Below are 21,165 nucleotides of genomic sequence, written 5' to 3' on the forward strand. Positions count from 1 at the left end.
GTGCCTATTCAGATTCGGAGCAGGACGGCCCGTTCTATCATGAATTTCTCAGCTGAGTTCATGTGTTCAAACATGATTTTTTGTGCCTGATCGGCGTGACCGGCCCTGATCGCCCGGAGCAATCGCACCTGATAATCTACGCCCTTTTCACGCCCATGCCATGGCGTGGGCTCGGAATAGATCGCACGACATTCTGATTTGTCACGTAGAAGGCTATGCAGAAAGCTGCATACAAAGCCCAAAAGCCGGTTCTGGCAAAGGTTCGCCAAGGCCGTATGAAAATCAAGCTCTGCCAGTCTTTGTTCATATTCCTCTTCAGCTGAAACAGGTTCGTCCTCATAAAGGTAAATCAGAGACTGGAGATAGGTGAATTGCTCCTGAGACAGAGTTCCGGCAACAGAAACCGCCAATTGTGGTTCCAAAATCTTGCGCAGAGCATAGATATCCGAAATCGAAGGGGGATCGGGCAAAAACAGGTTGTCAAGGAAGCGAATGGCGTCCTCGGGATCGATTGAGGAAACGAACAAGCCTCCGCCGGGGCCAGTTTTTGTGATGATCAGCCCCTGAATTTCGAGAATTTTCAGTGCTTCTCTGATCGTCCCGCGTGAAGCATTCAATGTCTCGGGCGCAACCCAATCGGACGGAATGCGGTCCCCTTCTGCCAGCTCCTCTGTCAAAATCCTGTCTCGAACGACGTCGGCGAGAATATCGGGGCGCTTCTTTCTTTTCTTCTGTTGACTTCTTTGCAGGGGTCCGAGTTTCAACCGTTTATCGCCTTCCATTGACATTCACGCCTGTCTTTCCTGGTTAAAACAGGCGCAGAGGTGATCGACCATTTTGGCGTCCGCGTCAAGGGACGGCTGGGCGAATTCGCACATCTCGACCCTGCGCTCACATCTGGCATGGAAGGCGCACCCAACGGGAGGATTGTAGGGATCGGGAAGCTCTGTGTTGGCATCCTCGGACAGCATGGACTTGCGTCCCGGCACGGGAGCCGACTGCAAGAGCAGCCTGGTATAAGGATGATGGGCGGATTTGAAGACATCTTCGGCTTTTCCCAGCTCGACAACCTGACCGAAATACATCACGGCCACCCTGTCGGAAATGCTTTCGACCACAGACAGATCATGGGAAATGAAAATATATGTGAGGCCGAATTTTTCCTTTAAATCATCAAGGATATTCAGCACTTGTGCTTGCACCGAAACATCAAGGGCCGAAACCGGTTCGTCCAGAATGATCAGTTCGGGATCCGCCGCCAGAGCCCGTGCTATTCCGATCCTCTGTGCCTGACCACCCGAGAATTCATGCGGATAGCGATCTAGAAATTCCGGTGCCAGATTGACGGCTTCCATCAGCTCGACAAGCCGCTCTTGCCGTTTCTGTCTGTCGAGCCCGAGCAGCTGGATGAGCGGCGCTTCCAGAATGGTCCTGATCCGTTTGCGCGGATTAAGCGAGGCAACAGGGTCTTGAAAGACATATTGAACCTTGCGCGCCAGTGCCCGGCGATCTCTTTTTGCTTCTGCAACCAGATCACGACCTTCGAGCAGAATCGTGCCAGCGGTGGGGCTGTCGAGCCCGGCAACAAGGCGGGCAAGGGTTGACTTGCCACACCCGGACTCGCCAACCACGCCAAGGGTTTCGCCTTTCCTGACTTCCAGACTGACCGATTGCACGGCATGCACGGAAGGCAGAGCCTTGCCAAAGAGGCTTTTGCCTCCGCCAAATCGGCGCGAAGTTTCTTTGATTTCGAGAAACATCTCAGACATTGGCGCCTCCTTTGGAAGGATAAAGGCACCGCACCAGTCGTCCTTCTCCATTAGCCTTGAGGGGAATATCCCCGTGCAAACAGACGTCTTGCACTTTTGGACAACGTTCGGCAAAGGCGCAGCCGTCGGGCAGATTGTTTACCACGGGAGGTCTTCCCTCAATGGCGTCGAGACGTCGGTCCGGTTCCCCCAAGACGGGCACGCAGGCAATCAGCTTTTCGGTGTAGGGATGGGCCGGTGCACTGAGGATATCATCCGTCGTGCCCGTTTCGACAATCTTGCCGCCATACATGACGGCAACCCTGTCGCACATGGTAGAGACGACGCCAAAATCGTGCGTAATGAACAGTATCGCTACATTGCGTTCCTGACGCAGCTTGTTCAGGAGCGAAAGGACTTGTGCCTGAACCGTCACATCAAGCGCGGTCGTCGGCTCGTCTGCGATGATCAGTTTTGCATCATTGGCCAGTGCCATAGCAATGCAGACACGCTGACGCATTCCTCCGGAAAGCTCATGCGGATAGGCCTTCAAACGCTCGGCAGGGTTTGGAATACGGACGGTTTTGAGAAGCTCTTCGGCCTTGCTGCGCGCCTCTTTTTGCGAAATGGGCTGATGGGCCTGAATGGCTTCGATCAATTGAGCGCCTACGGTAAAGAGCGGGTGCAAGGTGGATAGAGGATCCTGAAAAACATGACTGACGGCCGAGCCTCTGAGCAGGCGAATTTCCTCATCACTTTTGGCAAACAAATCTTCGCCCTCCAGCAATGCGGCCCCTCCCACGATCCGGCCCGGTGGTGTCGGGACCAGCCCCATGATGGACATGGCTGTCACCGATTTGCCCGAACCGGACTCGCCTACGAGTCCCAAACATTCCCCCTGCCTGACTTGAAGATCAACGCCGCCCACGGCTTTATAAACCTCATCGCCGATCTGAAACTCTGTACGAAGTCCCTGCATATTGAGGGTTGCATCTGCCGATGCCGACATTTGTGGAATGTCTTGTCTCTTGACCGCTGTCCGCATAACCGGCCGGGCAAGTGCGCCCGATTTCAGACGCGGATCGAGGACATCGCGCACCCCGTCGCCGAGCAGATTGATGCTCATGACCAGCACAAAGATCATGACGCCGGGAATGATGGATACATGAGGTGCAGTGAAAAGAATCTTGCGCCCCTCCCCCAACATCGATCCCAGGTCAGCCTGTGGCGGTTGTGCGCCAAGGCCAAGGAAGGACAGGCCTGCGGTTTCGAGGATCATCCAGCCGATGGTCGTTGACATGGTGATGATGATGACCGGCAGAACGTTGGGCAGAATTTCTCCAAAAAGAATTGCCGCATCGGACTTGCCCGACAAACGCGCGGCATCGACAAATTCCCGCCGCGACAGCCCAACCGTGATGCCTCGAATATTACGCGCGAAGAAGGGTATATTGACGATGGCGATGGCGTAAAGCGCATTGAGAAGGCCCGGCCCGAGCGCCGCCACGATTGCCAGAGCAAGCAGGATGTAGGGAAAAGCCATGATCATGTCGATTGCCCGCATGAGCAGATTGTCCGTCCGTCCCCCTGCATACCCAGCCACCAGCCCAATGAGTGAGCCGATCAGTGCCGCAATCATGGTCGCAGAAATGCCAACGGCCAGACTGACGCGCGATCCCCATATGAGGCGTGAGAGAATGTCACGTCCCAAGGCATCGGTTCCCAGAAGATGCCCCTGAGACAGAACGGGCTGCAAGCGGTTGACCGGCTCTGTTGCGTCCGGGTTGGCCAATGGCAACAAGGGCGCGGCAAGGGCGATCAAAATGACAACCGAGAGGATGACCAGACCAGCTGACGCCAGGCTGTTGTTCAGCAACAGGCGTATCGTGCTTGGTCTGCCTCCGGCGCGCTTTTTCTTGGCTGGAGCATTCATTGCAGCATCAGACATCAGCGCAACCTCGGATCTAGCATGGGACTGGATGACATCAACAAACAGATTGAACAGGACATAGGCGCTTGCCACAACAAGCACGCCGCCTTGCACCAGCAGAAGGTCTCGGGTCGATATCGCCTTGACGAGCATGGAGCCGATACCGGGCCACTGGAACACCGTTTCGATATAAACCGCACCACCGAGCACAAAGCCGGCCTGAATGCCGATCACGGGAATGACGCTGACCATGGCGGCCTTGAAGGCATGAACATAGATCACGCGCCGCTCCCTGATGCCTTTGGCGCGGGCTGTGCGAATAAAATCCTGACGCAAGACCTCAAGCATAGAGGTGCGGGTCAGCCGGGCGATGACCCCTGTCGCGACAATGGCCAACGTCAACGCCGGAAGGGTCAGGTGATGAATAAGATCAGGCAAATCGCCACCGCCATAAATGGCATACATGCCACTTGGCGGGAACAGGCGCCATTTGACCGCGAAAGAAAAGATCAGAAGCAGGCCGAGCCAGAAGGATGGCGTTGAAATTCCGATGAGGACGGCGAAGGTCAGTCCCTTGTCGGCCCAACCATATTGGCGCACGGCGGAAACGATACCTGCCAAAAGACCGAAGACCGAGCACAAAATCAAGGCTGGTCCGGCAAGAATGAGTGTTGCGGAGAAGCGCTCAAGCACTTCATCGATCACAGGTCGATTGAGCGTATAGGAGCGCCCGAAGTCCCCTTGCAACATATTGCCAAGCCAGATGAAATATTGGTGCAGCATCGGCTTGTCCAACCCAAGATCATGGTTGAGTTTTGCAACATTTTCCGGAGTGGCAAAGGAGCCCAGAATAGCCAGGGCCGGATCGCCGGGGATGAGCGCCATTATGACAAAGACGATGATCGAAAGCCCGAAAAGGACCGGGATAGCAGCCAGCAGCCTTTTGACGACATAGGCACCCATGTGCTTTCTCCGAAAGTGTGGTCAGTTTCATCCTGCATTGCCAGACATACAAGGCCCGACTGGCCATCATCATGCGGGACAAATGATATTCTGTCCCTTCTCACCATTTGGCGAGAAGGGAGGTGTCATTTTGAAAGCCTTTCAGCCTTCAATCAAGGTTTCGAGACCTTTTGCAGCATCAGGAAGAAGGACGGCTGCAATTTGAAGTCCTTCACGGCAGCGCTGGTTACAGCATTCTGTTTCCAGTTTGCGACAAAGACCCAAGGTGCATCTTCGACGACGATCTGCTGCATTTCCTTGTAGAGCTTGGCGCGTTCGGCCACATCGGTTGCCTGACGAGCCGCATCCAGCAATTCATCCACTTTCGGATTGGAATAGTAACCGGAGTTGAAACCACCCTTGTCCGGGAACGCTTCTGTGCGCAGGGCAAGGAATGGAAGCGTATCCGGGTCGTTGGTCATCCAGGCCATCTCGGCCATGTCTGCCTTGCCTTCAAGACCGGGATTGACCTTGCCAAGGAAGGTGTTCCATTCGTAGGTTTCGATTTTGACCTTCATGCCAACCGCTTCGAGATCGGCTTGAATGGCGGTACCCATGGCGGTTGGATCGAGCATGCCAGACCCACCTTCGGTGACATAGAAGGTCACTTCAGAACCGTCATAGCCAGCTTCCTTGAGGAGCGTTCTGGCTTTCTCGGGATCATAAGGATAAGGCGACAGGCTCTCATCATAGGCCCATGCGAAGGCGGGCGGAATCGGGCCTGCTGCGACATCGGCCGTGCCCTGAAGGATATTCTCGACAAGTGCCTTCTTGTTAACTGCATAGTTGGCTGCCTGACGGATTTCTTTCTTGGCGAAAGGACCTTCCTTGGCATTCAGGATCAGGAACCAGACGTGGGGACCGGCCTGCTCATGAACGGCAAATGCAGCATCGCCCTTGAACTGAGAAAGGTTGTCGGGTGGCACTTCGACCATCACGTCAAGGCCACCTGCGAGCATTTCGGCAACGCGGGTATTGGCATCCGTGATTGGGCGGTAGACAACGGCTTCAAGCGCAGGAGCGCCGTCCCAATAGTCGGCATTCTTTTCAAGGACGACCTTGGCGTTGGATTCCCACTCGGCAAATTTATAGGCACCGGTTCCGGCTGGATGTCTGCCAACATCCTTGCCATATTCCTTGACGGCGGCAGGGGAAATGATCAATCCGGTCGGATAGGCAAGGTTTGACAGGAATGGCGCATAAGGCGCGTTAAGGTCAAACTTGACCGTCATCGGATCAACAACGCTGACGTCCTTCACAGACGAGAAGAAGAAGGCCAGCGGAAATGGTCCGGTTTCATGATAAGGATGGTCATCCTTCAACATGCGATCGAAATTGAACTTGACCGCTTCTGCGTTGAAGTCACTTCCGTCGTGGAACTTGACACCTTCACGCAATTTGAAAGTGTAACTTGTGCCATCTTCGGAAATGGTCCAGCTGGTGGCCAAAGAGGGCTCGACTTCAAGCGTGCCATCTTTGTAACGAACCAAACCATCATACATGTTGACCAAAATACGGAAATCATTGACCGCAGTATCGGCGGCTGGATCCAACGATTTCGGCTCTGCAATTTGGCCCACGATCAAAACATTAGGTGGTGTCTGCGAAAATCCTGGTGATGCAAACAGCAATGAGGCCGCAGCCAGGGCTGCGAATAACAAGCGCTTCATAACGTTCTCCCTCGGTTTATTGCTGGTCCAATTAGGACTGAGAATTGTATAATTTTCAAGCATTGATTATAATAAATTAGCCCGAAATAGTATATTGATTATAATTTATGCAGTTTCGCCCAAATTGACCATTTTGCAACCGGGGAAAACCCAATCGATGACCAGTATCGCGCCAACCATCAAGTCTGAACGCCTGAAAAACCTGCTCGCAGGGATCAATCAGTTTGGTCTCAATCCCGTGACCGGCGGTTTCAATCGGATCGGATTCTCACAGAGTGATTTTGACGCAAGAGAGTGGCTTTCGGCGCAAATGAAAGGGGACGGGTTGTCTGTCACAAGCGATGATGCGGGCAATCTGTTTGGGAGATATGGCAGGAGTGACCGCCCCTGCATCATGGCTGGATCGCATACGGACACGGTACCGGAGGGAGGCGCCTTCGATGGCGCACTTGGGGTGTCCGTTGCTCTTGAATGCGCCCGTTGCCTCATTGAACATGACATTGAACCTGACTTTCCCCTTGTCGTTGTGTCCACATCAGAAGAGGAAGGACGCTTTGGTGGCATGCTGGGCTCGCAAACGATTTCAGGACAGCTGGCACCGGGCTGGGTGCGATCAGCTGTCGATGCGGAAGGCTTTTCCCTCTTGAACGGCATGGCGCACCATGGCCTTGATCCCGACGCGCTCCCCGATGCGGCCTGGCCGGAAGGCTCGATTCGGGCCTTTCTGGAATTGCATATCGAACAGGGACCGGTTCTTGAGACCGAACAGCTCTCGGTTGGCATCGTCGAGGCCATTTCCGGCGTTTGCAATCTGGCAGTTACCCTCACAGGGGTTGCCAATCATTCCGGCACCACACCGATGACCATGCGGGCCGATGCCTTCGCGGGGCTCTCCATGGTCGGGAGCGCCATTCCTGATGTTATTGACCGGGTCGGAACCGACCATTCTCGGGTGACCATTGGCAAAGTCGAGATCAGACCCAATTTCCCTCATACGGTTCCCGGTGTGGCGGAATTCATGGTCAATATCCGGGACAATTCGGCCGCAGTAATGGCCGATCTTCGCAGAGAAATCGAAACGGCCATCAAACTCGCTTCCAAATCTCACGGGTTGAGCTATCGGATAAAAGACCAGTCCTATCTACCGCCCGATAGCCTTGACCCTGCCCTGCGCGCTCTTTTGCAAGAGGAAGCCTCACGCCTTGGCCTCTCCCACAAGGTCATGCCGTCAGGGGCTGGACATGATGCCCAGACGATTCAGGCCTTCTGCCCGTCCGGGCTCATTTTTGTCCCGAGCCACAAGGGCATCAGCCATTCCCCCGAGGAATGGACAGACTGGGAGCATATTGAAAAGGGAGCGCAATTGATGCTCAATGCAATCCTGCGCCTGACCCAAGAGGGACTTTGATGCCATGTGCCAATGTTGCAGCTACACCATTCACTCCGAGCGGTCTCATTTCGGCTGGGACAACAGTCTGTCACCAGTGCTTCAGATCGCTCCGGGAGAAACGATAGAGTTTTCCTGTCAGGATGCCTCTGCTGGCCAGATCACCTCGACAAGCACGGTTGAAGATCTCATGGCGCGGGATGCGTCAAAGGTCAATCCGGTGACAGGGCCGGTTTTTGTGCAAGGCGCAGAACCGGGCGATATCCTGAAAGTCTCGATCGAGCAATTTTCGCCATCGGGCTTTGGCTGGACAGCCAATATCCCCGGATTCGGACTGCTTGCCGACCAATTCACCGAGCCCGCCCTGCATATCTGGGATTATGACAAAACAGGCCTGACCCCTGCTCTTTTCGGTGCCGAGGCACAAGTGCCATTGAAACCCTTTGCGGGTACAATGGGAAACGCTCCAGCTGAGAAGGGTCTGCATTCCATCATTCCGCCACGCAGAGTTGGCGGCAATATGGACATTCGCGATCTTTGTGCCGGAACCGATTTGTATCTTCCGGTAGAAGTGGCCGGTGCGCTTTTCTCGGTCGGAGATACGCATGCCGCTCAAGGCGATGGCGAAGTGTGCGGCACGGCGATTGAAAGCCCGATGGATGTCGTTCTGACATTTGATCTGATCAAGCAGACGCCGCTCAAAATGCCACGATTTGCCACCAGAGGGCCGGTTACCAGTCACCTCGATTCCAGGGGCTATGAGGTAACCACCGGCATCGGCCCGGATCTCATGTCTGGTGCACGAGACGCCGTCTCGGGGATGATCGATCTTTTGACCGCACAAACCAACATGGCCGCAGTCGACGCCTATATGCTGTGCTCGGTTTGCGGCGACTTGCGAATCAGCGAAGTGGTAGACGCCCCGAATTGGGTTGTCTCCTTCTATTTTCCCCGCTGCGTTCTGGAATGATCGGTCCCCTTTTTCATGCGGAATAGTCCAGCGTCAGACTTGCGGGCCCAAATCCTCATTTTCGACGTCACGGGTCAGGTCTTGCTCAGCCTCTGCCGTCTTCTGTTTCGTAAAGCCGGAGATCCCCTCGCTCACGGGTTTGAAATCGCGTTTTATCTCGACCGGACTTCCCACATAACAGGTGATCAGTTCCGCAAGCGAGCGCAAGGCATGCATATGTATGCGTTCATAGCCGTGGGATGCGTCGACCCCAAAGGTGATCAGCGCCGTGCGGACATCGGCTCCCGCTTCGACCGCGCTGGCTGAATCGGAGCGATAGTAGCGGAAGATGTCTTTCTGATAACGAATGTCATTTTCCCGACACAACGCAACGAGCTTCTTGTTCAGGTGATAGTCGAAAGGACCTGTCTGGTCGGCCATGGCGATGGTCACCCCGAACTCGGATGAGTTCTGCCCCGGCGCGGATGTGCCATTATCAACCGAGATCATCGAGGCCACTTCCGGAGCAAGAACCGAGGACGCACCAACACCCACTTCCTCGGCAATCGTGAACAGAAAATGGATGTCAACGGGTGTTACCAGATCCTGATCCTGCATGGCCTTGAGGGCCGTCAGGGCAACGGCAACGCCTGCCTTGTTGTCAAGGTGACGGGAGACAATGAAACCATTGTCGACAAATTCGGTCTGCGGGTCGATGGCGACGATATCGCCCACATCAATGCTCAGCTTTTCCAGATCATGGAAATCGCGCGCCAACGCATCAATTCTCAATTCGACATAGTCCCAACCAATGGGGGCCGTGTCGACTTCTTCGTTGAATGTGTGCCCGGACGCCTTAAGCGGCAGAATGGTTCCGCGATAGGCTCCATCTTCTGCGAAAACCGTGGCTCGGGCTCCTTCGGCAAAACGGGCTGACCAGTGGCCGACTGAAACGAGTGAGAGGCGCCCATTGTCCTTGAGCATCTTGACCTGAGCGCCGAGCGTATCGAGATGGGTCACAATCGCGCGGGCCCCATTGCGACGCGAACCCTGACGAATGGCGCAAATGGCACCGCGGCGGGTCAATTCGGCCTCAAGCCCCAGCGCATGCAGCTCTTCGGTCACAAAACGAACAATTGTGTCTGTGTAACCGGTCGGGCTTGGAATGCTCAGTAGTTTAGCCAAGATCTTTTGAAGATATTCGGTATCGATTGCCAAAATACTCATGCCGTATTGCCCTCGTTCTGGTTCGTGCTCGTTGTGAAGCGTCTGTCGAACAGCGTCAGGCATTGACCTGGGCAACAGCAGATCGGCAAAACGTTCCGCCGTAGGTAGAGATTCGTGACTGGCAAGACCGGACCGTTCATTGGCTTCAATGAACATATAGTCTGCTTGTCCATGATCTTTGACCATGAAGTCAATCCCGAAGACACCAGTTTTGTCAGCTTTTGCAGCAATAACTGTGCCAATGGCTCTCTGATTGTTCCCGTCTTCCGAAGCCCGCACACTGCTGCCTCAAGCATGCAAGCTGGCCGCTTCTCGGACGAGATTCTCGGCGTCCGCATTCCGTCAGACATCAAGATCGCTGCCTTATCTCCTTGAACACGTGCTTTTTTTCATTTGGATACTTTGAACTGTCTCCACTTGGAGAGGCATTTTCGCCGTGCTGCTGATTCCACGAGAAACGCGCGCCCTGTCGTGCGTCTGAGCTTTTCGATTCGCAGGTCCCGCCCAACTTCGGACGGGTCTCGAGCATTGAGTTGAAAGCTTCACATCCATGCATTTTTTAGCCAATCCAGACGTGACGATAAAAAAACGCCTTTTCCTGCGACGCAAGGTTTGGCAATAACAAAGACAGAGATTCATACGCGCGAGGCTTCATGACAAAATCAGATCCGCGACAACCCAAAGCGAGACAGCGCAGGCCTCGGGCGTCGGCGGTTGCCAATCGCAACAAAATCATTGCTGCTGCCCTGCGTGCCTTTTCCGAACACGGATATGACACGGTGAGCACACGCGATATTGCCGCTTTGGCGGGTATGGAGCAGGGTCACCTGGCTTACTATTTTCCCTCCAAGGAGCTTTTGTGGAGAGAAGTCGTCTCCAGTTTCAACATGGAATTTGATCTCATCGTTCGAAAGCATGTTGAAGATGCCGAGGATGGTGATCTGTTGGAAAATGCCCAATCGTTCTTTCGGCAACTCGTTCGGTATTTTGCCAAGAATCGCGAGTTCACGCGGTTGATGCTGCAAGAATTCTCTTCCGCATCCCCCCGGCGCGACTGGCTTGTCATGGAGTATTCTTCCCCTCTGTGGAACAGAATCAAACCCATGGTCGAAGTTCTTCTTGCCGAACGGAATTGCGATATCGATCCCGCGATTCCCTATTTCAGCTTCATTGCAACATCATTGCATTTTTTCGGCCTTCACAAGGAAGTTCGCGAAATGTCGGGTCTTGATATCAATGACAACAAGACCGTCGACCTGATCGTAGACCATATTCTCTCCACGACTCTCTTCATCAAATCCTGAGAGCGGGATCGCCTTGCTTGCGAAGTCACCCCCAGATCTCCCATTTCGGTAACAATTTGATCAAGACTTGCGCTTGCCTGCGGAAAAGTGCCCGTTTCTTTGCGTGTTTTCCCGTAAATCGGCCATACCTTATTTGCATAGTTATCTTTGTCGTTTGACAAAGTTAACTGCATGATGCCAACAATCCTCACGTAGCTGCGCCCTCTTTTGTGCCGAATGACCGGCAACTCATGGCGCGTTTCAATCGCCGATCAGTCATAGCTCGGCGCATGGAGGACCCAATGAAAGAGATTTCCAAGAGTATTGATGTTACCCTGAATGTTCAGCTGGTTTATGTCGCTCTCATTCATGAATATGCATATGAAGGACCTTGCCGTTTCGGTCCGCCTGAAGCGTTGACCAAAGAGTTTGACGAGAAAAGTCAGGCTGCCATTTTCAAGGCCTGGTCAGGTGGCGTGAGCGGAGCACTTGGCAGCGCTTCCGGCATCAATATGATGCCCCCTCTCTATATCACGATGTCTGATGAATTTCTGGTTGAAGAAGACGATGTTAAAAAGCTCACCAAAAACATAGCAGAAACAGATCTGTACATATTTACAGGCATGCGGTGCGAAGGCTTTGCCAAAGAATTCGCGATGCGTTTCAATGTGCCTGTCGCCGGGGAAGGCATGTTTGCCTCTACCATCATCAAGGCAACCTTGTCGGCAAGAGACTATGAAGCTTATGCCTTCATGGATATCCCGGACGGCATTCGTCTTCTCAAGGCAATGCGGGCACGCAAGGCGCTTCAGAATACAAGGGTTCTGGTTGCCACTCGCAACAATTCCCAATATTCCCTCGGAGCACAAGACGCTTTGCTCAGCAACGATGAAGCCACCAAACGTCTTGGCGTGAAATTCAACTATTTCAGCGTGCATGAATTCATCGACATGATGCACGAAACCGACAAGACGGAAAACTACACTCTTCCCGGTCGCGCGGCTTACAATCTTGATGAAACCGACATGCAAGAAGTCAACTCCATTGTTGACCAACTGGTGGCAGACTCGGCAGAAACGGATATCAAAAGGGAGTATATCGTCAACTCCGTGAAGGCCACCACTCTGGCGAAAAAGCTCATGGCGCATTTCGATTGCAACGCCTTCACGGCTCCATGCCCGGATATCTGCGCAACCCGCCGCATGCATGAAGAGAAATTCACCTTCTGCTTCTCGCATTCTCTGCTGAATGAACAGGGGATTCCCTCAGCTTGTGAACTCGATCTGATCGGCGCGTTGTCTATGTCCGCCATGGCCAACATTACCGGCAAGGCACCCTATCAGGGCAACACCCAGCCCTGTGTCTATGGAAATGGCAAGGTGCAGAGCGAGTTTGTCGGCATCTCCTACATTCCGGAAATGGATAAGAGCCCGAACATCTATTACACCGGTCATGCAACTCCAAACCGCCTCATGCATGGCTTTGACAAGGAGCCCTCTTCCTTCGCGCTGCGTTCATTCACCCATAGTGGCTGGGGCGCGACGATGCGCATCGACTTCGACGAGTTCAAGGGCGAGCCTGTGACACTCATGCGCTTCAACCCGCAATGCAACAAAATCCTCGTTGCCAGAGGCACTTGTGTCGGCGGTTTTGGTTACAAGGCAACGGGTTGCTCTGAAGGTCTCTATTTCGACGTCGAAAACAAGCGGGAGTATTTTCACAAGCAATCAGAGTTCGGATTGCATATGCCGCTGGTCTTCGGTGATCACGTAGAAGACGTGAAAGCCTTCGGAGAGGTTGTCGGCATGGAAGTTGTCGTCGTCTAGGGCATGTTTTGTCAGGAAACTGACGATAGCTCTCTGTGGCTCCCTCTTCCTGATCGGCAAGAGGGAGCCAATTCTTTCAGCGCTTAGCAACAGTGGTCTGTACTGTTGCCTGCGTTCTCGCTTCCTTGTGCGGGTGACTAGCGTTTTTCAAATCCAATTGCCGGCTTGATATCAAGCAGATTGGTTCCGTCCAGACAATCGAGCCCGCGAACAGTGATGACATTGCCCGAGATTTCGACAATGGGGAGAACGGCAGCCGCTATCGGGTTTGGGCGATGTGGAGAGCGCAAGGCAAAGGTTCCGCGCGGATCGGCATCTGGATTGTTGCCAGGGCGTTGAATCATCGGTGTCCTCTTCGCCTTGTCAAACCAGTAGAGAATCAGGATCTGCTGCTCAGGCACAAGCCCCGTCAGGCCTTCGATGTAGTCTTCGTTGACAGTGATCGTACAAATTGGCCCGTCAGGCCTCACGTTTCTGGGGCAATCCGAGAGCGTTTTGTATGGTGTGCCAATTGAACCGATATATTTGAGTTCTGCGTCCATGATCCTGTTCCTTGCGTTGTTCGCTTTTTGGGAGGCGAGATCAACCACTCGCATTTTCGGGTGATTGTCTCTAATTCTTTTCGGCAGGAGCGACATATCCGAGGGATGAAGGATCAAGATCGGTTCCTTGCAGCGCATTGGCAACGGCTTGCACTATGGCTTTGCTCGTCATCGAAGCGCCGGTTACCGCATCAATATCAAGGGACTGTTTGGCAACGATCTTTCTGCCGATCTTGTTGATCGCGACTGTCCCCACACCAAAGGTTTCGTGATGGTTTTCATCCACCGTGACAGACGTAATCTTCTTATGAGTGTCGACGTCCACTGAAACATTGACCCAGCCATGATAACCGTATGCCTTGCCCGACAGGGTTTTTCCGGCGACACTGGTTTGCTGAGCATTGGAGGGAACGGCGGTTGTTATCAAGGCCATCGCGGCGATGAACCAGATGATCCTGTTGTATTTCATTATGTGCCTTTCGGGATTGATGCGGGGGTCGGAAATGCTGGTCAGATCCTGCACCTCCAGGCTGACGAGGACAAGGCAAGAAGCGCAAGCACGACGGTGTTTCTCTGTTGCAGGATCCGACAAGACGACAGTCTTATCTATTCACATCAGCTGTCAATTTGTCATTCCTGCAAAAGCTTGCCCTGCCCCCATATTTCAAAAAAACATCTTACGGGTTAGCCATCGGTCTGCTCAAGCCCCTGCTCAATCCAGAAACCATATCGGAAAGCTTTCACGCTCGTGATCCTCTCAAGAATGAAGATACCCCGCAAGGAGCACGTAATCGTGTCGGGGCGTGCCAAAAGGTTCTTCGTCATTCTTCCATGGCATACATAGCGCGCTTTCAAACGCAAACGACCGTGCTTCGCTACATATATACTCCAGATTGCAATCCGAAAATGGTTGTTACGCCGTCATCTTCTGCACGGTCGTTGCCGAGAAAAAAGTTTTCAACTGTCATATTTTCGGTCTCTTGCCTTCACTCTGCCTGGGATACATAGGCCTTAGGGCATCATCGCGAAGGTTTTTGTTCATTCCAAATCACCTCCGTTTTTCAAGCGTCTGCTATGTTGCGCAGAAATTTGCGCAACTGGAACCGATGCTCTTGATTGAAAAATCGACGCGTGCCCCTATCGGGATTTTTGACGTGCGCGCATTTTGTCTGGTCAGGAAAAAGTAAAAAGGTCTCATTGACAAGATTTCGAAATCGAGGCATTTTCACGTTGCGCAAACGGTAAACCATGAGTGAGCAAACGTTATCTCAATCTGGTTTCATATTTTGCGGAAGGGGTGAAGATCGTGGTTTCAGATTCAAATTCCAGACCTGCAACAGTGGTTCAGCGCGCGACTATTCGCGATGTGGCAGCAAGAGCGGGTGTCAGTGTCACGACAGCCTCGCGCGCGCTCAACGAAACCGGACGCATGTCGGATGAGACACGTCTTCGGGTTCAGCAGGTTGCCAAAGAACTTGACTATCGCCCCAACAGCATGGCGCGAGGTCTCGTGCAGCAGCGTTCCTTTACACTCGGCCTTCTGACAGATGACACCTATGGTCGTTTTACCCTTCCGGTTGCAGCCGGTCTTTCCTCTGCGATGACAGACAGAGGCGTTTCAGTCTTTTTGAGTGCTGGCGAAAAAGAACCCAAACGGATGCAACTGAACTTGCGCGCCATGGAAGAAAAGCGTGTTGACGGGCTGGTTATCACCGGCAAGCGTATTGATCGGCAATTGCCTGTTGATGTTTCAAAACTGGGCATGCCGGTCGTCTATGTCTATTCCAAATGTCCGCAAGGCAGTATCGGCTTTGTGCCTGACGATTTTAACGCAGCCAAAAACGCGACCCAGCACCTAATCAATCTGGGGCGCCGCAAGATAGTTCATATTACAGGCCTGTCCTCGTTCGAGGCGGCTCATTTGCGCAAAGCCGGTTGGCTTGAGGCCCTTGACGAAAATGGCCTCGCCCCCTTTGCCGAAGCGATTTTCGGGAATTGGACCGAAGAGCATGGCTACAAGACAGCCTATGGGCTTTTCGAGTCCGGCGCAGATCGGCCCGATGCCATTTTCTGCGGAAACGACCAGATTGCCAGAGGCGTTGTCGATGCCTTTGCGCATATGGGGATCAAAGTCCCCGACGACATTGCCATTGTCGGTTTCGACAATTGGGAAGTTTTTGCCAAAGCAACACGCCCTCCCCTGACAACGGTGGATATGGGTCTCACATGCTTGGGCAAGAGTGCAGGCCTGGCTCTGCTCGACATGATTGAAGGCAAGCCGATCGAGTCCGGCTTGAGAAAGCTGAATTGCCGTCTAGTCGTGCGTCAATCCTGCGGAGGAGAAGCGTCTGAATAGACGAATGAAGACCCCTGAAATGTGAAAATTACATGCTTCAGGGCGGAATATGCACAATTTGCGCAAACGTTGTCTCAACTCCATTGCGCCATGAGACGACTTTTAGGGAGGAGTTATCGTGACTATCAAAGCATTCCTTGGCGGTGTTGCCATCGCCGCACTCGCTCTGCCGAGCCTCGCTCAGGCAGAAACCTTTTCTCTTTGGGTTCGCTCGGACGGTTCCGAGTTCATGCCCAAACTGGTTGATGCCTTCAACGCAAAAGGCGATGACAAGGCTGAATTGCAGATTGTTCCAGTCAATGAACTGGTTCAGAAATATGCGATTGCCGCCGCTGGCGGGTCTCAACCGGACGCCCTGTCTCTCGACCTGATCTTCACCCCGTCCTTTGCTCAGGCAGGACAGCTCAAGGACCTCACCGAATTTGCCAAGGGGCTGCCTTATTATGACAAACTTTCCAAAGCTCATCTGAGTGTTGGCACCTATGAAGGCAAAATCTACGGCATGCCTTTCTCAGCAGATGCTTCGGTTCTTGTGTGGAACAAGGATCTCTTCAAAAAGGCGGGGCTTGACCCGGAAAAAGCACCAACCACATGGGCTGAAATCCGCAAGGATGCAGAAGCAGTCGGCGCACTCGGCGATGACACATATGGCTTCTATTTCTCGGGCAATTGTGGTGGCTGCAACATCTTCACCTTCACACCGCTGATCTGGGCATCAGGGGGCAACCTGTTTGAAGATGAAGGAGCCAAAGCAACAGTCAAGACTCCACAGATGAAGGAAGCTCTTGAATTCTACCGCGGCATGGCCAAAGACGGCCTCGTTCCGGCAGGTTCCCAGACAGACTCAGGATCCAACTTTTTTGCCGCATTTGCAGGTGGCAATATCGGCCTTACACCTTCCGGTTCCTTCGCCATTGGAGCCCTCAACAACCAGTATCCGGATCTCGACTATGGGGTCACCTATCTGCCCGGCAAGGATGGCGATTGGTCTTCCTTTGCAGGTGGCGACAATATCGTGGTTTCTGCAAAAACGGATGCGGCCAAGATGCCGGCAATTCAGGCATTCATCGACTTTGCCTATTCGCTTGAAGGGCAGACCATTCTCGCCAAGAACGGATCCCTGCCTGTACGCGCCGATGTTGCCGAGCAGGCACTTGAGGGCCTCGACAGCCGTTATCTGATTGCTGCCAAGGCAATGGACAAGGGCCGGACCCCCTATACCCCTGTCTTCAACGATCTCATCAACTCTCTCAATGGCCCATGGGTGAATATGCTCAACAAGGCTTTCTTTGCCGACAGCGAAGAAGAAGTTGATGAAGCCATGGATGAAGCACAGGAAGAAATGCAGGCTATCATCGATTCTTCCCGGTAGATCCTCCAAAATCAACCAGGAACCAACCGCCGGCTGATCCAGATCAGTCGGCGGTGACTTACGCACCCCTCATCAAAGGATTGCTCCATGACAGACAGTCTCATGGCGACCCCGGAGGTCCCAGCAACCAAGCGGCGCAGGCGACGCAGGCATTCGCAATGGAATGGGTTGTTTTTCGTTCTTCCCGCGCTCTTGCTTGTCACACTCTTCTTTATCGTGCCGCTCGGCATGGCTGCCTGGATGTCACTCCACAAATGGCCCCTCATGGGCATGCCTCGCTGGGTCGGATTCGATAATTATGAGCGCCTGTTACATGACAAGAGCTTTTGGTCCTCGCTGTGGTTCACGATCGAATATACCGTCGTCATCACCATCGGCCTTCTGGGTGTGGCAATGGGGCTGGCGCTGATCGTTCAGGGTCAGGGCAAGGCTGTTTCCACATACAGAACCATCTATTTTCTTCCCGTGGTGACTGGTTTTGCCTCCGCTGCGCTATTGTGGGTGTGGCTCTCGAATGTTGACACGGGCCTGTTTTCACCCCTTGCCCAAACGATCGGGCTTACCGATGGGCGCGTCAATATTCTGGCCAGCTTTTCTCCTGCATTCTGGTCGGTCATAGCAATGGTCATATGGAAGATGGCCGGTTTCTACATGGTTATCCTCATGAGCGGGTTGCAGTCCATCCCCACGGACTATATCGAGGCCGCGCGGATCGACGGAGCCAAATGGGGGCAACGATTTCGCTTCATCATTATGCCGCTCATCCGCAAGCCTTTTGCGCTAGCGCTCATCCTTTGCATTTCCGGATCCATGCTGGCATTCGATCAGTTCTACATCATTCTCAGTGGCGGACCGCGGAACATGACGGTGACAGCCGTTTACAAGATTTTCAATGAAAGCTTCATTTCGTTTCGCCTCGGATATGGCGCGGCCCTCTCCATGGTCCTGCTGCTCATTCTGTTGGTGCTGAGCGTCATTCAACTTGCTTTCCTGAGCGACAAGGGGCCGAAAAAATGAGTTCCATCACCTTTTCTGGCCACCCGACACCTTCGACAGTCACCCCGACCCGACGCAAAGGGCGCTACAGATATCACAACATCCTTTTTCATGTGACATCCGTGCTTGTTGCCCTGCTGTTTCTGGCTCCGCTGGCCTGGGTTGTGTTGTCGAGCTTTCGCTCACCGGCAGAGTCCACCCAGCCGCCCCTGCCGCCCTGGCCCATGCATGGTTTCAGCGTCTCGAGTTATGACCGACTGGAGAATTTTGGCCAGTCAGTGCTGCATTATTCGGGCAATTCGCTGTTTGTGGCGGTGGGAACGTCAGTGCTGACCATCGTGGTCTCACTGCTTGCCGGGTATGGCTTCTCACGCTATCGCTTCCCCTTCAAGGGCATTGCCTTCGTGCTCATCCTGTCGACCATGATGATCCCGTTTCAGTCGATTCTCACTCCGCTCTTTCTGCTGCTGGCAAAAATGGGGCTTCAGAATACGCTGATCGGTCTGGTTTTCATCTACTCGACACTGCAATTGCCATTCTCGGTCTTCATGATGCGCAACGCCTTTGACGCAGTGCCCAGAGAGATCGAGGAAGCGGCGCGCATGGATGGCGTCAAGGGTTGGCGCATGCTGGTGCAGGTCATGGGGCCATTGGTGCTTCCCGGCGTGGTGACAGTTGGCCTCTTCGCCTTCCTCAATGCCTGGAACGAGTTTCTTGCGGCTCTCGTCCTGCTCACCGATCAAAGCAAGTTCACCCTACCGGTTCTCATGACAGCGGTTCAACATGGACGCTATGGATCGGTTGACTGGGGCGCGGTGCAGGCCGGTGTCACGCTCATGATGATCCCTTGCATGATCCTCTTCCTCATCCTTCAACGCTCATACATCAGAGGCCTCACGGCCGGTGCTGTCAAATAGGCACCCTCCGCGAAAGGACAAATTAATGAACACCATTTCTGCTTCCCAAGCTGATGAGGCGATGCAACCGAAGGCGAAATTTCGCCCGCTAGCCGTCAACCAGATCGATGTCGCGGGCTTCTTTGGGCCGAAACTTGACACGATTGCGACAACGACAGCGAGAATCCTGTTCGACCGTTGCCTTGAGGCACGCATGCTCGAACAGGTGGATCCTGACTTGCCCAATCCGGGGATCGTGATCCCGTTCCAGCACAACAATACCGTCACAACCCAGATGTTCTGGGACTCCGATTTTGGCAAGAGCATCGAGACCGCCGCCTATGCTCTGAACCGGCACCGGGACGCTGAACTTGAAGCACGTGTCGACATGGTGATTGACGCCTATAGCCGCCTTCAGGCAGAAGACGGCTATCTCAACAGCTGGTATCTCAGGATCGAACCCGGCAAACGCTGGACGAACCTTAGAGATCGACACGAACTATACAATGCCGGGCATCTGATGGAAGGTGCAATCGCCTATTTTCATGCTACCGGCAAACGCAAGTTTCTCGATGTCATGTGCCGCTATGCCGACTGCATCGACGCCACTTTCGGACCTCAGGACGGCAAGAAGCGGGGTTATCCCGGACACCCTGAACTCGAGTTGGCACTGATCAAGCTTGGCCGTGTAACCGGGGAGCAGCGTTATCTGGATCTGGCCAAATTCTTCGTCGATGTGCGAGGAGAAAGTCCTAGCTATTTTGATGCCGAGGCGCACGCCCGTGGAGAGAAACCGGAAGACTTCCATTTCTCGACACTGGAATATTGCCAGGCGCACAAGCCGGTAAGGGATCAAAGGGAAGTCGTGGGCCATGCGGTGCGAGCCGCCTATCTCTATGCGGGGATGGCAGATGTCGCGACCGAATTCTCGGACAGCAGTCTCGATCCGGCACTTGATGCCCTCTGGACCCATCTGACAGAGCGAAACCTCTACATTACCGGCGGCTTTGGACCCTCCAAGGACAATGAGGGGCTGACCTTCGATTATGACCTGCCCAATGACTCAGCCTATGCCGAGACCTGCGCCGCAGTCGCTCTGGTCTTCTGGGCAAGCCGCATGTTGGGACGGACACCGGATGCTCGCTATGCCGACGTGATGGAGCAGGCGCTTTATAACAATGTGCTGTCTGGTCTTTCCGATGACGGAAGCCACTTTTTCTATGACAATCCACTGGAAAGCCATGGTCATCATCATCGCTGGCGCTGGCATCGTTGTCCATGTTGCCCGCCCAATGTGTCGCGATTGCTGTCATCCATAGGCACATATTTCTATGGCCTGTCCGAAGATGAGGTGGCGGTTCATCTCTACTGTGAAAACAAGGCACACCTGAAAGTCTCCGGCGTTAATCTCGCGCTCTCGCAAACCACAACCTATCCGGCGGATGGTCGTATCGTGTTTGGCATAGAACCCGAGGCCCCTGCCCGGTTCACGCTGTCATTGCGCGTTCCCAACTGGGTTGAAACATACACGCTTACCCTCAATGGGGAAGCGGTTGAGGCACAATTGCAAAAGGGTTACCTACGTCTTGATCGGACCTGGCAGGCAGGTGACACGTTGACGCTGGATCTCGCCATCGAGCCACGCAAGCTCTACGCCAACACAAAAGTTGCGCATGATCAGGGGCGCGTCGCCCTGATGCGTGGCCCGTTTGTCTATTGCATCGAAGGCGTCGACCATTCGGCTCCGCTCAACAGCTATCTAGTTGAGGACCTGAGCAAAATCGCAACAACCAGCATAGACCCGTGGCCGAACACGATCGCACTCGAGATCGAAGCTTTGGCCGAGTATCAGGAAACAGACGCCCTATACAACACCAGGCCGCCATCGCGGGTATCTGCAAAACTCAAGGCTATTCCCTATTATCTGTGGGATAATCGCGCACCGGGCGAAATGCTGGTCTGGTTGCGTAGAGAGGCATGA

18 protein-coding genes and 1 pseudogene are annotated in these 21,165 nt (G+C 53.7%); 10 read left to right on the plus strand and 9 right to left on the minus strand.

Annotated elements, in window-relative coordinates; all coding sequences use genetic code 11:
• Positions 1–8: 8 nt before the first annotated feature.
• The 5 genes and pseudogenes from ACHZB8_RS07035 to ACHZB8_RS07055 all read right to left on the minus strand — a co-directional run bounded on the left by ACHZB8_RS07035 (position 9) and on the right by ACHZB8_RS07055 (position 6,350).
• Complete coding sequence (locus tag ACHZB8_RS07035; RefSeq protein WP_316859549.1) at positions 9–788, minus strand: FCD domain-containing protein; 780 nt, start codon at positions 786–788, stop codon at positions 9–11.
• Positions 789–1,769 (minus strand): oligopeptide/dipeptide ABC transporter ATP-binding protein, encoded by a 981-nt coding sequence (locus ACHZB8_RS07040; protein WP_316859550.1) that lies wholly within the window; start codon positions 1,767–1,769, stop codon positions 789–791.
• Positions 1,762–3,696 carry a dipeptide/oligopeptide/nickel ABC transporter permease/ATP-binding protein gene (locus ACHZB8_RS07045; RefSeq protein ID WP_316859551.1) on the minus strand — a complete coding sequence of 645 codons (1,935 nt, stop codon included), beginning with the start codon at positions 3,694–3,696 and terminating at the stop codon, positions 1,762–1,764. The genes ACHZB8_RS07040 and ACHZB8_RS07045 overlap by 8 nt, the downstream gene beginning before the upstream one ends.
• A pseudogene (locus tag ACHZB8_RS07050) lies at positions 3,696–4,641 on the minus strand (ABC transporter permease). The gene ACHZB8_RS07045 and the pseudogene ACHZB8_RS07050 overlap by 1 nt, the downstream one beginning before the upstream one ends.
• A 152-nt stretch (positions 4,642–4,793) precedes the next feature.
• Positions 4,794–6,350, minus strand: coding sequence for an ABC transporter substrate-binding protein (locus ACHZB8_RS07055; RefSeq protein WP_316859552.1), 1,557 nt, complete (start codon positions 6,348–6,350; stop codon positions 4,794–4,796).
• A 157-nt stretch (positions 6,351–6,507) separates the two neighbouring features.
• Here ACHZB8_RS07055 and ACHZB8_RS07060 point away from each other — a divergent pair, with 157 nt between their 5' ends.
• Positions 6,508–7,758: a Zn-dependent hydrolase gene (locus ACHZB8_RS07060; RefSeq protein ID WP_316859553.1), complete on the plus strand. Its 1,251-nt coding sequence runs from the start codon at positions 6,508–6,510 to the stop codon at positions 7,756–7,758.
• Between the two features lie 4 nt (positions 7,759–7,762).
• Positions 7,763–8,707, plus strand: coding sequence for an acetamidase/formamidase family protein (locus ACHZB8_RS07065; protein WP_316859554.1), 945 nt, complete (start codon positions 7,763–7,765; stop codon positions 8,705–8,707).
• A gap of 33 nt (positions 8,708–8,740) precedes the next feature.
• On the opposite strand, the gene ACHZB8_RS07070 is transcribed toward ACHZB8_RS07065, so the two are convergent.
• Positions 8,741–9,913, minus strand: coding sequence for an osmoprotectant NAGGN system M42 family peptidase (locus tag ACHZB8_RS07070; RefSeq protein ID WP_316859555.1), 1,173 nt, complete (start codon positions 9,911–9,913; stop codon positions 8,741–8,743).
• A gap of 114 nt (positions 9,914–10,027) precedes the next feature.
• Here ACHZB8_RS07070 and ACHZB8_RS07075 point away from each other — a divergent pair, with 114 nt between their 5' ends.
• The 3 genes from ACHZB8_RS07075 to ACHZB8_RS07085 all read left to right on the plus strand — a co-directional run bounded on the left by ACHZB8_RS07075 (position 10,028) and on the right by ACHZB8_RS07085 (position 13,022).
• On the plus strand, positions 10,028–10,288 hold the full coding sequence (locus tag ACHZB8_RS07075; protein ID WP_316859556.1) for a hypothetical protein: 261 nt from the start codon (positions 10,028–10,030) through the stop codon (positions 10,286–10,288).
• 278 nt (positions 10,289–10,566) lie between these two features.
• A complete protein-coding gene (locus tag ACHZB8_RS07080) occupies positions 10,567–11,217 on the plus strand; it encodes a helix-turn-helix domain-containing protein (protein WP_316859557.1) in 651 nt (216 codons plus the stop codon).
• Positions 11,218–11,498: 281 nt separating this feature from the next.
• Positions 11,499–13,022, plus strand: a complete 1,524-nt coding sequence (locus ACHZB8_RS07085) for a hypothetical protein (RefSeq protein ID WP_316859558.1) — start codon at positions 11,499–11,501, stop codon at positions 13,020–13,022.
• A 137-nt stretch (positions 13,023–13,159) separates the two neighbouring features.
• On the opposite strand, the gene tsaA is transcribed toward ACHZB8_RS07085, so the two are convergent.
• From tsaA to ACHZB8_RS07100, 3 genes are all read right to left on the minus strand, one after another.
• A complete protein-coding gene (gene tsaA, locus ACHZB8_RS07090) occupies positions 13,160–13,564 on the minus strand; it encodes a tRNA (N6-threonylcarbamoyladenosine(37)-N6)-methyltransferase TrmO (RefSeq protein ID WP_316859559.1) in 405 nt (134 codons plus the stop codon).
• Between the two features lie 70 nt (positions 13,565–13,634).
• Positions 13,635–14,156 (minus strand): FMN-binding protein, encoded by a 522-nt coding sequence (locus ACHZB8_RS07095; protein ID WP_316859560.1) that lies wholly within the window; start codon positions 14,154–14,156, stop codon positions 13,635–13,637.
• Between the two features lie 92 nt (positions 14,157–14,248).
• Complete coding sequence (locus ACHZB8_RS07100; protein ID WP_316859561.1) at positions 14,249–14,389, minus strand: hypothetical protein; 141 nt, start codon at positions 14,387–14,389, stop codon at positions 14,249–14,251.
• Between the two features lie 427 nt (positions 14,390–14,816).
• Here ACHZB8_RS07100 and ACHZB8_RS07105 point away from each other — a divergent pair, with 427 nt between their 5' ends.
• From ACHZB8_RS07105 to ACHZB8_RS07125, 5 genes are all read left to right on the plus strand, one after another.
• On the plus strand, positions 14,817–15,920 hold the full coding sequence (locus ACHZB8_RS07105; RefSeq protein WP_316859562.1) for a LacI family DNA-binding transcriptional regulator: 1,104 nt from the start codon (positions 14,817–14,819) through the stop codon (positions 15,918–15,920).
• A 124-nt stretch (positions 15,921–16,044) separates the two neighbouring features.
• Entirely contained in the window at positions 16,045–17,292 is a 1,248-nt protein-coding gene (locus tag ACHZB8_RS07110) for an ABC transporter substrate-binding protein (RefSeq protein ID WP_394706148.1), read from the plus strand.
• A gap of 87 nt (positions 17,293–17,379) precedes the next feature.
• On the plus strand, positions 17,380–18,309 hold the full coding sequence (locus tag ACHZB8_RS07115) for a sugar ABC transporter permease (RefSeq protein WP_316859564.1): 930 nt from the start codon (positions 17,380–17,382) through the stop codon (positions 18,307–18,309).
• The gene (locus tag ACHZB8_RS07120; protein WP_316859565.1) at positions 18,306–19,205 is read left to right on the plus strand and encodes a carbohydrate ABC transporter permease; all 900 of its coding nucleotides are present in this window, start codon (positions 18,306–18,308) and stop codon (positions 19,203–19,205) included. The genes ACHZB8_RS07115 and ACHZB8_RS07120 overlap by 4 nt, the downstream gene beginning before the upstream one ends.
• 25 nt (positions 19,206–19,230) lie before the next feature.
• Positions 19,231–21,165, plus strand: a complete 1,935-nt coding sequence (locus ACHZB8_RS07125; protein WP_316859566.1) for a beta-L-arabinofuranosidase domain-containing protein — start codon at positions 19,231–19,233, stop codon at positions 21,163–21,165.

Source organism: uncultured Cohaesibacter sp., assembly GCF_963556055.3.
Classification (GTDB): domain Bacteria; phylum Pseudomonadota; class Alphaproteobacteria; order Rhizobiales; family Cohaesibacteraceae; genus Cohaesibacter.